Raw genomic sequence first — 12,747 nt, 5'->3', positions numbered from 1 at the left:
AAGCTGTGGCTCACCTCAATTACTCTTACCGAGGACTCACCGCTCAGCTCCCTGAACTCAAGAAGGTGTTTGATGACTCGGTAGCCCAATTTACTCAAGATATTGGACAAAAAGGTGGGGTGCTGGATCAACATAATGAGTACTTAAAAGCTCGTACTGCCTTGTATGATAATATTGCCAACTTAGCGGCTGAAGTCGATCATGCGATGGTCATTCTTGATTCATTCAACCAAACCGCTACGCAAGAACTCAATGCAGCCTTAACAGAAGCAGCCGAAGTTTATGATTTAGGCGTATATCGAGCGATTGGTATTGGGATTTTAGTGGTCTTACTTGCTACCGGTATTGGCTATCATATCGCACATAGTGTACGTAGCCCACTCAATCGTATTCTTGCTACTCTCGAAAGCCTCACACAAGGTGATATGACCAAGCGTATTGAAGTCCGCTACAATAACGAATTTGCTCGAGTCAGTACCCACATCAACTCACTCGCAAACAACCTACATGATATTTTGGTCAAGTTAAATGAAGCTTCAGATAATTTAACTGCCACGGCAAATAGCAATCAGTCGACCTCACAAAGTGCACAAAACAAACTGAATGGTCAACGAGAACAAACCGCGAATGTGGCCACAGCGATGACAGAAATGGCACATTCCGTTCAGGAAGTCGCGCATAGCGCGCAAAGTTCGCTGCACATGGTTCAGCAAGTTGAAAGTGCTTCTGAATCCGGCCGACAAGTGATGAGCAATAATATTTCTACCATCAATCAATTAGAGTCTCGTCTTAACGACTCGGTTCATGCTGTCGGTGAATTGCATAAAATGAGTAGCCAAATTGGTTCTATTTTAGACGTCATCCGTAACATAGCCGAACAAACTAACTTACTCGCGCTGAATGCAGCCATTGAAGCCGCTCGAGCAGGAGAACAAGGTCGAGGTTTTGCCGTAGTGGCCGATGAAGTTCGCGTCTTAGCACAACGAACGACCGAGTCAACATCAGAAATTGAAACGATGATCAGTAACCTTCAAAACAGCTCTGGTACCGCAAGTAAAGTGATTGAAACTTGCATGCAAGATATGGAGCAATCGGTTGAGCAAGCCTCTAGTGCTAACAGCGCAATGGAAGAAATCCAAGCGCTGATTATAGAAATTAGCCAAATGAGTACCCATATTTCTCAGGCCGCAGCAGAACAAAGTGAAACCACCAGCTCAATCGCACGGAGTATAGAAGATATTAACCATATCGCGGACGAAAGCTACCAAGCCATGAATCAAATCGCACAGACGAGTGAGAGCCTAACCCAACTGGCCAATCAGCAAGGTCAACTCGTCCATAGGTTTAAGTTATAAGATACCAATATGGCTGATTTTTCAAGCAACGAGAATGCGGTTCTCGGTATCGATTGTTAGCCTAACGTCAAAACTGCTCATCAGGGTGACTTTTCTATCCGGTCACCCTTGTTTTTTTGCTCGCTCACCGTTATATGATGAGCAGGGCTTGCTTCATTCTTTTCTTTTTCCCCCATTTTGCAAGCCAAACATGAGGATAGAATATGGCTGTTCATGTTGGCATTATTGATCAAGATCCAGTACGTTTGATCACCCCCTTATTAGATAATCGAACCGTTAGTCGACACATTGTCTTCATCGGTGATCAAACGCAAAAAGTGATGTATGCTCGTCTACATACCGTATTAGAACAACGTGATATCACTTCTGAGTTCTTTGAAATTCCTTACGAAGCTAATATTAACGAAACCAAGTTAGCCATCCGTCGGCTCGCCGATGAGCTAAAAAATCGCCAAGTCGAAGTAAAACTGAATGCCAGCTGTGGCCTACGCCATCGGTTATTATCTGTTTATGAAGTATTTCGAACTCATCACTGGCCTATTTTTGTCGTAGAGCCCCGGAGCGATCGACTGTGCTGGCTCTATCCAGACAGCAGCCAAGATACTCAAGTACAAGACAATATTACGATTGCCGATTATTTGACTATTTTTGGCGCACGAGGAGAATTTAGCCAATATAACCGCCCTCCTCTGTTAGATCAAAAGTTGTACCAGCTCGGTGAGCGGTGGGCTAGCCATGCGTTAGAGCTGGGGCCAGGCCTTGCTACCCTAAATTACTTAGCGACGACCTGTCGTAAAGAACAGCGGTTAGATGTTGTGCTCTCCGATAAACAACAAGGTTACCGTGAACTCAATTTATTGATCACGGATCTGGTAGAAGCCAATATTGCGACATATCAGCAAGGTTTACTCACTTTTGCCGATGAAGATGCGCGCCGATTTGCCAACGGCGAGTGGTTAGAAACGCTGGTACACAGTACGGTTAAACAGATACAAGATATTATGCCAACCATACAAGATCGGTCACTTAACGTCCAAGTTTACCGTCAACTCGGTGAGCGAGAAGTGCGTAATGAATTAGATGTCGCAACGGTCGTCAACAATAAACTACACATTATAGAGTGTAAAACAAAAGGGATGCGTGATGATGGTGACGATACTTTATACAAGTTAGAGTCATTACGCGACTTACTTGGCGGGCTGCAAGCCCGTGCGATGTTAGTGAGTTTTCGTCCATTAAGACATAACGATATTACACGTGCAGAGGATTTAGGGCTTGCTCTGATTGGGCCTGATGAATTGAAAGATCTAAAAACACATCTAACGCGTTGGTTTCAAGCTGCAGGAGGTGGCGAACTCTAAGCGCAGGTTCAACCAAAGAAAAAGCCCAATGGGCTTTTTCTGCTGAATCTTATATGGCACTGATGGAAAACTAGCCATCATCTTCAGTAAAGTTTGATGGTAACGTCGTTTTCATTTGATTCCATATTTGCGCACTTTCAAGACCATAGTGGCGAATGACTATCGGTAATTGATCCCGATCACCAGAACAACACACGTCTAGCAAGTCACGATAAAAAGATAATGCTAACTGACGAGCTTCAGCGTTAGAAAAGTAATAACTACCCACTCTGTCATACAATTTTTTCAAACCATTAAAGATCAAACCGTAGATTTGATTGCCGGAATGAAAGGCTAAACGCTGAAATAACATATAATCATAAAAATTAAATGTCTTCGCTATGAGCATTTCTTCACGGGTATATTCCTCGTTATCAGTTTCATCTTTGATGTGCTGTTTAATTTTATCAGCGTATGGCGAGGTGGTAATAAAGACATCCCAGGACTCAGCCGCTAATAATGCTTCGCAAGATTCAATCACATTGCTAATTGTCCGCTCTGAGCTCTCTTTATTAATCTTGAATGCGTAACGCATGAATATCGGACTAATATTGGTTCGCGCGGCAAGTAAATCTTCAACGATACTGGTGGCATTTTCAGCATCCAATGTCATTAATGTGTCGAGAATATGTAAACCTGAGGTTTCCATAAACTGATTTACTTTAGTCGGCTTACCATGCTGAATGGTTAACCAACCATCTCGTGCAAGACGCTGAAGAACTTCTCTTAATGTCGTTCGAGTAACACCAATTAGCTCCGAAAGCTCTCGCTCGGCAGGTAAAATAGATCCCGGAGGGAAACGACCATTCCAAATGCTTTCAATAATGTATTTTTCTGCAAAACCTGCTGGGCTTTTTGCTTTGATGACCATTAACTACTCATCCAGTTTCTAATTTATTTGGGTCGAATAGCACTCATCATACCACTAGTTTTCATTGAGCGGAAACAAACCATTATTAAACGCATCACATCACTACCATTAGAGTAACAACTCTATTTCAATCGTTCATCAAGATAATATCCACTCATTTATTCAATTTAATTTATCAAAAAGTAATAGTGAAAAGCACGCTCGTGTGGTTTACTCACACTCGATCATCCACTACTCTTCTATATCCGAAATAGGGCTTGACCATTTTATAGGTTCACTAAACCATTAATTGGCCAACGTTCAATCAATAAGGAGAGCTGTGAATTTATTCATTTAGTGCGGTTCGCGCCTAAGCACCCTCCGTGCTTATTCTTTTAGGGAATGAATCAGTAAAAGTGTGAACTTATCCGTTTATAGTTTTACTCAGTCATTATGAGAAATGATTCCATTAGATTCTTCACACCAGAAATCCAGCGTTCTTAACCACCAGCCATGAAGAGCGATTCACTGGCTAATGAACCTTGGATCAATGAAGCGTCTAATCTGACTAACACAAGAGTAATTATCATGCCGATATCACTCGGAAGCGCCTTTATTAAGAATTTTTTAGGCAAAGCACCAGACTGGTACAAAATTGCCATCATTGCCTTTTTAATCATCAATCCGATTGTTTTCTTTTTTATTCATCCTTTTGTGGCCGGTTGGTTACTGGTGGCTGAATTTATTTTCACACTAGCCATGGCATTAAAATGCTACCCACTACAACCTGGTGGCTTGTTAGCTATTGAAGCAATCGCCATTGGTATGACAAGTCCAGACCAAGTCAAACATGAGCTAGTAGCAAATATTGAAGTTTTACTTCTGCTGATGTTTATGGTCGCAGGTATCTACTTCATGAAGAACTTATTGTTATTTATCTTCACTAAGATTCTGTTAGGTATCCGTTCAAAATTGATTTTATCGATGGCTTTTTGTATTACGGCGGCTTTTCTTTCTGGTTTTTTAGATGCACTGACCGTAATCGCTGTCATCATTAGTGTCGCGGTTGGGTTTTACTCCATCTACCACAAAGTTGCCTCAGGACAACCGTCGGCCCCGTCTCACGATCATACTCATGATGAGCAAATACCAGAACTGACTCGTGATGACTTAGAAAACTATCGCGCATTTTTACGCTCACTACTGATGCATGCTGGGGTTGGAACGGCTTTAGGTGGTGTGATGACGATGGTTGGCGAACCACAAAACCTGATTATTGCTGACCATGCTGGCTGGTTGTTTGGTGAGTTTTTAATTCGTATGTCACCCATCACTGTGCCTGTTTTTATTTGCGGACTTCTCACCTGCCTATTGGTCGAACGTTTTAAAATATTTGGTTATGGAGCAGAACTACCAGCCAATGTTCGCCAGGTCTTAATGGATTTCGATAGCGAAACTCGCCTGCATAGAACGCAACAAGATATCGCTAAACTTTGGGTTCAAGCGATTATCGCGGTCTGGCTCATTGTTGGATTAGCGCTACATTTGGCCGCTGTAGGTCTCATCGGTTTATCCGTGATTATTCTTGCGACCAGTTTTTCAGGTATCGTCGAAGAACATGCTTTAGGTAAAGCATTTGAAGAAGCCTTGCCGTTTACTGCACTGTTAGCTGTTTTCTTCTCCATTGTTGCGGTGATTATCGATCAACAATTATTTACTCCGATCATCGACAGTGTGCTGCATATTGAAGATAAAGGTGTACAGCTCGCTCTGTTTTATATCGCCAATGGTCTACTGTCGATGGTATCCGACAATGTCTTTGTCGGCACGGTATACATCAGCGAGGTGCAATCAGCATTAACGCACGGATTGATTTCTCGCGATCAATTCGATCTCCTTGCGGTGGCAATCAATACGGGCACAAACCTCCCTTCTGTTGCAACACCGAATGGACAGGCTGCTTTCTTGTTTCTGTTAACTTCAGCACTGGCACCATTAATCCGACTGTCTTATGGACGAATGGTGGTCATGGCTTTGCCATATACTATCGTAATGAGTTTAATCGGTTTAGGCGGGATCATTTTCCTACTCGAGCCCATGACTAGCTACTTTTACGAGATGGGTTGGATCACTCATCATAGTCTCAAAGCCGCCGCTGCTATTGTTGGTCATTAAAAATTTGTATTGAATAAGAAACTATTCCACGCTAAAAAGCTCTGAATACTAGAACAAGCCATTGATGCCAATAAACATCAATGGCTTGAATATTTTCTTAATTACGCAAGGATGATGATGTGAACGCTCTTTTGCAACTCCAACGTTTCTCTCATAATCGCCTCTCTTGGGCTCTATTATTCATTTTCGTGCTCTTCTTTGAGCTTTGTGCCCTCTATTTCCAACATATAATGATGCTGTCCCCATGTGTGATGTGTATTTATGAACGAATCGCAATGTTGGGTATCGGTGTAGGAGCGTTCATTGGCCTACTCAATCCCAAACAGCGAGGACTTCGCTGGTCAGGATTTATTGTTTGGGGGATAAGCGCCTACCAAGGACTCACCCTTTCTATCGAGCATGTAGATTACCAATTAAATCCGTCGCCATTTAATACCTGTGATCTGTTTGTCACGTTTCCAGATTGGGCACCACTCAACCAGTGGGTACCTTGGATGTTTGAGGCTTATGGGGACTGTAGTGACATTTCTTGGCAATTTATAAGCTTGACGATGCCACAATGGTTAGTGGTTATTTTTGCTGGTAACTTGATAGCGCTTGCTGCTGTGTTAGTGGCTCAGTGTCTTAAGCGGGCAGCATAAACAATAAAAAGCCCACCAAGCGGTGGGCAAATAAATTGTGTGAATTACCAATTAAAAGAAGTACTTGAAACGTACACGAACGCCGACATCTTGGTCATCGTTATCGTTATCGTTATCGTTATCCACTTTAGAGAAGTAAGATCCAAGGTAGATAGAGAAATCTTGCACATCCATCACATTAGCAATCTCATAAGATGCCCAAGTGGTATTCATTTTCTCTTTGCTGCCCGTGTCAGTTTCTGAATAGATATGGCCTAAACCAAATCGTTTATACTGAATAACAGCACCGATTGAGGAGTCTTCTTGATCAGTGGTATCAAAATCACGGTACGCATAACTTACATCTAAGCTAAAATCTGACACCGCATATTTAATGGTTGCCCCATAGCCAAGATAATCATTCTCAGCATCTGCCTTATCCGCCGTTAAATTCGCTTCCATACCGGCGGCAAAGCGCAGACTATCTGTTGCCTGAAAAGCGACAACCGGTCGCACAAACACAGCATTTTGATCCGCACCACTATTTTCTTTAAACAGTGATCCTACTTCAAAATACAACTTATCGAGCGATTTTGCATAGCTTACTTGGCCATAATCACCACGGCCTCGAGCGTCTTTTAAGCGATAAGGTTCAATAACATTATTATTCACATCGACTTTTGCAAAATCGAGCATGGTATCTTGCCCAACAGGGAACATATCAAACGCTTCAAAACGCCCAATTTTCACTTCCCAATCCGCTTGGCGACCCATTGCGAAGAAGGCATCATCTAAATCCACATCACCCGTTGATTTCAGTAGTGGCTGAACTTGCACTTTCAGATAATGATCATTGGCAACAGCACGCTCAGCAGCAATTTGCACCAAAATCCGGCCACTTTGACTAAAATCTTGACGATCTTGGTTCTTTCTTTCTTTATCCACCACATTGAGATCATACTCAACGTCACCACCAATCGTGAATAGACCCTTTTCATTTTCAACGCTGATCCCAGCATGTGCTGCCAGTGCTGTAGAAACTAAAACGGAAGCAAGCGAAAGTTTACCAAAGGTATTAAATTTCATTATTATCTCCATTGACCTTAAGGCCATTATCTTGATTTTATTGGTTTAATGCTTTTCCTTAGCGCTACTCAGAAATGAACATAGATTAGGGGGTACATTGTTGAAATGTGGCAACCTTTTCATTCCCGAGGTCAGCAACCACTGTACATGTGCCTCCTTGCATGCTGCCGACGGTGGAGAGTCTACATTTACCAAAACCATAGAAACCATGAATCCGATCACACAAGGAACCGTTCCCACTCAATGAATGATAAGGAATATTTCCTCCATCACGCTTATGGAATTAATTTGGATAAGAAATAAAATAGTGGCATGATTATTATTGTTAATTTTTTTATTGAAAAAAATAATTCAGCAACGGAATGTAAATAAATAGCATCGGGAGATCACTCAAGATGAGATGATACTCAAACCATTTGGCGTTACAGGTAGGCGACAAGTGAGTGACAAATTGGTCTGGAATCAATTTCAACAGCCGTAGGCTGGCCTTTGGTGAGAGACACGGATGGTTCTTATCATCTCCATGGGCATAGACAGGCTATGCAATTGGCGTGAACAAACGTAGCCAGCCCCCCTGCAACTTCAAGTAGGAGGGTATAAAAAGTAGTTTTGTGTATCACGAGTTGAATCTTGAGGATAAAAATAAAGAAAATTGCGAGATAGAAAGATTAGGTTGCGTTGACCTTTCACGGTTAAATTCCATTCGAAAGGTCAACAGTACCTAGCTCACGCTAAGCAGTATAAGATAAAGAAACAGACATTAATTTTTAAGGTCAACAGCCCCTAGTAGGCGCGGGCGCGAGTACTTCTCGATTACCATTATGCCCCGGAGCGCTGACAATGCCTTGCGCTTCCAGTTGTTCAACAATACGAGCGGCACGGTTATAACCAATTTTAAAACGGCGCTGAACACCAGATACAGAACCTCGACGACTTTCAACCACATGCTCGACAACTTGGTCAAAAAGAGGGTCTATGTCCTCATCCTCTTCCATTTTTTCACCTGGTAACAATCCATCCGGCCCTTGATCGCCATTAATGATGTCACTGATATAATTCGGTTTTCCACGCGCTTTCCAGTTATTCACGACCGCATGAACATCGTCATCAGAAGCAAAAGCACCATGCACACGAATGGTATGGCTAGAGCCTGCTGGTAAATAAAGCATGTCGCCCATCCCTAATAACGACTCGGCACCACCTTGATCCAAAATGGTTCGTGAGTCTGTTTTGGTTGAAACAGTAAAGGCAACTCGCGTTGGAATATTTGCCTTAATCAATCCGGTAATCACATCGACCGACGGTCGTTGAGTAGCCAGAATAAGGTGAATACCCGCTGCACGTGCTTTTTGAGCTAAACGCGCAATTAACTCTTCAACCTTTTTACCGACCACCATCATTAAATCGGCAAACTCATCGACCACCACGACAATATAAGGCAGTTTTTCCAACAATGGGGGTTCGCTGTCCATACTTTCCGAATCATTCCAGAGAGGATCATGAATCGGATGCCCAGCTTGTGCGGCCATTTTCAGCTTATCGTTAAAGCCTTTTATATTTCTGACCCCTAACACAGACATCAATTTATAACGACGCTCCATCTCGCCCACACACCAACGTAATGCGTTAGACGCATCTTTCATATCGGTGACGACTTCCGCAAGTAAATGTGGGATCCCTTCATAAATCGATAATTCCAACATTTTCGGATCAATCATGATAAAACGAACATCTTCTGGCGTAGATTTATACAGCATACTCAGAATCATGACGTTCACACCGACCGATTTTCCGGAACCTGTCGTTCCCGCAACGAGAACGTGAGGCATTTTGGATAAATCGGCGACGACAGCTTCACCCGCAATATCCTGCCCTAACACAATGGTCGTTGGCGATTTTGATTCTTGAAATTGGTGACTACTGATCACATCCGACAAATAGACCGTCTGGCGGCTCATATTCGGTAGCTCCAAGCCAACATACGGTTTACCTGGAATCACCTCGACAACCCGAACCGCCATAGCTGAAAGAGAACGAGCTAAGTCCATGGATAAACTAGAAATACGGCTTACCTTTACTCCAGGTGCTAAATCTAACTCAAACCGGGTAATAACTGGCCCAGGGAAGATATCCACAACTTGTGCTTGAATTTTATAATCAGCCAATTTCGATTCCACTAAACGGGCAATCTCTTCTAAAGCGGCTCGGTCAATAAAGTTTTCTCGTTTTTCTGGATGATACAGCAACGCCAAAGTCGGCATCGGTTCTGCTGGCTTGGGTAAATTAACCTCTTGCTGCATCAAAAATGGATTCTGTTTAGCCGCGAGGTTGGCTTGAGCTTCAGATACCAAGGTTTGAAAAGCCTGTACGTCTGGATCGTCAGCATCACTTTCCTGCTCTCTTGTCGATGTTTCAGGCTGTATATTGGCTTGCTCCTCTACCACTGGCGTTTCAAGCACATCTAAGGTTGAAATCATCGGTTCTGTAGATTCTTCATCCCAATCAGACTGAGACAATGAAGCCATTGTCTGGCTACCATCTTGTGTTTCTGGTTCGATGAATTCCGTTGATGGCCGCAGCGAAGCATGCGGATTAAGATGCGTTTTTTCTAGGTCGACTTTTGTATCTTCAGCATAATCATCGTTTTGATACGCCGCATTTTCTAGCTCTTCAATCGTGGTATACAGCTGCGCCTCGCGGACAGTTTCTTGAGATAATGTTTCAATCTCAGTGGTCGCTAAAGGTTCGTCCCTCCGATGTGAAACAGAAAACTCAACCGGATTTGGCTGCTCTTTTTCCGAACGAGGCTCAGGGATATGAATATTAAAACGTCGCTCTTGTGGCTCGTTTTGGTCTTCTTCGATTGATAATGAACTCATAACCGACTCATCCGGAGCCTGTTGATCATGTTCAGAGAGAGGAGAAAATGCGGAGACGTTAGGTTCTAACAGTTGTGGAGCCACTAATTCGGATTTTTCACCACGACAACGGTTGACTAACCACTGAAAGGCACGGATGGTAAACTCTCCTAACCACTCGACAATAGTTAACCAAGAAATACCCGTAAGTAAGGTAAAACCCGCCCCCCACAAAAAAAGTAACACCAGCGTTGTGCCTAATAAATTTAAGATGGGCAAAGCCAAGCTAGTCAATACATCGCCAATCACACCGCCAGAAGAAAAGTACCAGATGTCATCAAAATTAATATCAGCAAGGCCACAACTGGTTAAAATCAATATGGCTAGGCCCAATAACCTTGTTCCCCACAAGGTAAAATCGAGCCGTTCATCTTCCTCTCTCGCTCGTAAAAAAACCCAAGCACTCAACGTTAAAATGATCGGTAATAAATAGGCTAATGAGCCAAAGACAAAAAATAGAGTATCTGCGATCCAAGCACCAATCATTCCTCCTGCATTTTGAATATCTGCGCCCCAAGCAGTTTGAGACCAAGAAGGATCAGCAGGATGAAAAGTAACCAGCGCTACCGCTAATAAAATGGAAAAGAGTACCGCTAAAATTAGCCCACACTCTTTTAATCGTTGTTTACCGTTCAAGCGCAAAGACTGAGGCTCTTCACTGGTCTTGACGATCGTTTCAACTTTATGATTGTTCTCTTTGAACATAAACCAACTTGACTATGATAATGCCCAATATGTTATACACTATACGCATATCGGAGCGATGAAAACAGTCCGAGCGGCTACTGCCGCTCGGTTTGTTTATAGATTTAACCATACCAAGGTAAAAAACCCAATCTATCTCGGTCAGAATGAGGCAAGAACTCGCTATTCCACTGACAGAAACAGATTAACGGGTCTTAATCACCAGTTGGTTGGTTTGTTTAACTTCTTCCATGACCACATAAGTGCGAGTATCATTCACACCAGGCAGACGCAACAACGTGTCCCCCAAAAGCTTGCGATACGCCCCCATGTCTGAGACTCGAGTTTTGAGAAGATAATCAAAATCACCAGAGACTAAATGACACTCTTGAATATCATCCAGCTTTTGTACCGCAGTGTTAAATTGTTCAAATACATCTGGTGCACCACGATTCAACGTGATCTCAACAAACACGAGCAGTGAAGCATCGAGATATTGAGGGTTGAGTAACGCAGTATATCCGGTGATATACCCTTGACGCTCTAAACGACGTACACGTTCTAAACAAGGAGTCGGTGAAAGCCCTACTCGCTTGGATAATTCAACGTTTGAAATACGACCATCTTTTTGCAACTCATTTAAGATATTGCGATCAATCCGGTCAAGATCCTTGGACGGCCTTTTATAGTTGTCTGCCATTTTTTATTCCACCTTATTACTTCCTTGCAAAAAAATATACTATAACTTTTTGATATTCAGCATCAAACTTTATATATGCACAACTAAACTAGTTATAAATTCGATACAACGTGACTACATTCACTAACCCTACAACTAAGGAGTCAGGATGATAATTGGCATCCCAAAAGAAATCAAAAACCACGAGTATAGAGTGGGAATGATTCCTGCTAATGTGAGAGAACTTCTCACTTATGGCCACCAAGTGATTGTCGAAACCCATGCAGGCACAGGTATCGGTTTCTCAGACGATGATTACATCGCTGCCGGGGCATCCATTATTCACTCTGCTGCAGACTTATTTGCGCAAGCAGACATGATTATAAAAGTTAAAGAGCCTCAGGTTGTAGAACGATCGATGCTAAAAGAAGGACAAATTCTATTTACCTATCTACATCTTGCCCCAGATTTTCCACAAACTGAAGCACTTATCAAGAGTAACGCGGTTTGCATCGCCTATGAGACTGTAACAGATCATATGGGACGCTTACCACTATTAGCCCCTATGTCTGAAGTAGCAGGTAGAATGGCAATACAAGCCGGAGCGCTTACCCTAGAAAAATCACAAGCCGGCATGGGCTTACTCTTAGGTGGCGTACCCGGTGTCGCACCGGCCAAAGTCGTTATCCTTGGCGGAGGGATGGTTGGTGCCAATGCGGCAAGAATGGCTATCGGTTTAAAAGCGGACGTAACCATTTTAGACCGAAATGTGGATGTACTCCGAAAGCTAGACCAAGAATTTCAAGGGCGAGTCAAACTGCTTTTCTCCACCAACGAAGCAATTGAACAGCAAATTCTTGCCGCCGATCTCGTTATTGGAGCCGTACTCATTCCGGGGGCCACCGCACCCAAATTAGTCACTAAAGAGCATATTAAACGAATGAAGCCCGGTTCTGCCGTTGTCGATGTTGCCATTGACC

At 43.0% G+C, this 12,747-nt stretch carries 9 protein-coding genes; 5 read left to right on the top strand and 4 right to left on the bottom strand.

Going from position 1 to position 12,747, the window contains the following annotated elements:
- Both B7C60_RS13700 and B7C60_RS13695 read left to right on the top strand, forming a co-directional pair.
- Positions 1-1,355 (top strand): methyl-accepting chemotaxis protein (locus B7C60_RS13700; RefSeq protein WP_245869454.1); only part of this gene is annotated, 1,355 nt, incomplete at its 5' end.
- 203 nt (positions 1,356-1,558) lie between these two features.
- The gene (locus B7C60_RS13695; protein WP_099612152.1) at positions 1,559-2,716 is read left to right on the top strand and encodes a DUF1887 family protein; all 1,158 of its coding nucleotides are present in this window, start codon (positions 1,559-1,561) and stop codon (positions 2,714-2,716) included.
- A 70-nt stretch (positions 2,717-2,786) separates the two neighbouring features.
- On the opposite strand, the gene fadR is transcribed toward B7C60_RS13695, so the two are convergent.
- Complete coding sequence (gene fadR / locus B7C60_RS13690) at positions 2,787-3,626, bottom strand: fatty acid metabolism transcriptional regulator FadR (protein WP_099612151.1); 840 nt, start codon at positions 3,624-3,626, stop codon at positions 2,787-2,789.
- 567 nt (positions 3,627-4,193) lie between these two features.
- Here fadR and nhaB point away from each other — a divergent pair.
- Positions 4,194-5,780 (top strand): Na(+)/H(+) antiporter NhaB, encoded by a 1,587-nt coding sequence (gene nhaB, locus B7C60_RS13685; RefSeq protein ID WP_099612150.1) that lies wholly within the window; start codon positions 4,194-4,196, stop codon positions 5,778-5,780.
- Positions 5,781-5,899: 119 nt separating this feature from the next.
- The gene (gene dsbB / locus B7C60_RS13680) at positions 5,900-6,421 is read left to right on the top strand and encodes a disulfide bond formation protein DsbB (RefSeq protein WP_099612149.1); all 522 of its coding nucleotides are present in this window, start codon (positions 5,900-5,902) and stop codon (positions 6,419-6,421) included.
- Positions 6,422-6,472: 51 nt separating this feature from the next.
- On the opposite strand, the gene B7C60_RS13675 is transcribed toward dsbB, so the two are convergent.
- From B7C60_RS13675 to lrp, 3 genes are all read right to left on the bottom strand, one after another.
- The gene (locus B7C60_RS13675) at positions 6,473-7,486 is read right to left on the bottom strand and encodes a carbohydrate porin (protein ID WP_099612148.1); all 1,014 of its coding nucleotides are present in this window, start codon (positions 7,484-7,486) and stop codon (positions 6,473-6,475) included.
- Between the two features lie 773 nt (positions 7,487-8,259).
- A complete protein-coding gene (locus tag B7C60_RS13670; protein ID WP_099612147.1) occupies positions 8,260-11,109 on the bottom strand; it encodes a DNA translocase FtsK in 2,850 nt (949 codons plus the stop codon).
- A 184-nt stretch (positions 11,110-11,293) separates the two neighbouring features.
- Positions 11,294-11,788, bottom strand: coding sequence for a leucine-responsive transcriptional regulator Lrp (lrp, locus tag B7C60_RS13665; RefSeq protein WP_004726475.1), 495 nt, complete (start codon positions 11,786-11,788; stop codon positions 11,294-11,296).
- 148 nt (positions 11,789-11,936) lie between these two features.
- Here lrp and B7C60_RS13660 point away from each other — a divergent pair.
- A partial coding sequence (locus B7C60_RS13660; RefSeq protein ID WP_245869451.1) for an alanine dehydrogenase occupies positions 11,937-12,747 on the top strand: 811 nt, incomplete at its 3' end.

The sequence above is a fragment of the Vibrio fujianensis genome (assembly GCF_002749895.1).
Lineage (GTDB): Bacteria > Pseudomonadota > Gammaproteobacteria > Enterobacterales > Vibrionaceae > Vibrio > Vibrio fujianensis.
The sequence above is the reverse complement of the archived record's forward strand: the minus strand, read 5'-3'. Positions and strand labels throughout refer to the sequence as shown.

What these genes read in the sequence shown, in the direction of transcription:
- B7C60_RS13695 (WP_099612152.1), top strand. Translation starts at nt 1,559, where the DNA reads ATGGCTGTTCATGTTGGCATTATTGATCAAGATCCAGTACGTTTGATC.
- fadR (WP_099612151.1), bottom strand. Translation starts at nt 3,626, where the DNA reads ATGGTCATCAAAGCAAAAAGCCCAGCAGGTTTTGCAGAAAAATACATT.
- nhaB (WP_099612150.1), top strand. Translation starts at nt 4,194, where the DNA reads ATGCCGATATCACTCGGAAGCGCCTTTATTAAGAATTTTTTAGGCAAA.
- B7C60_RS13675 (WP_099612148.1), bottom strand. Translation starts at nt 7,486, where the DNA reads ATGAAATTTAATACCTTTGGTAAACTTTCGCTTGCTTCCGTTTTAGTT.
- B7C60_RS13670 (WP_099612147.1), bottom strand. Translation starts at nt 11,109, where the DNA reads ATGTTCAAAGAGAACAATCATAAAGTTGAAACGATCGTCAAGACCAGT.
- lrp (WP_004726475.1), bottom strand. Translation starts at nt 11,788, where the DNA reads ATGGCAGACAACTATAAAAGGCCGTCCAAGGATCTTGACCGGATTGAT.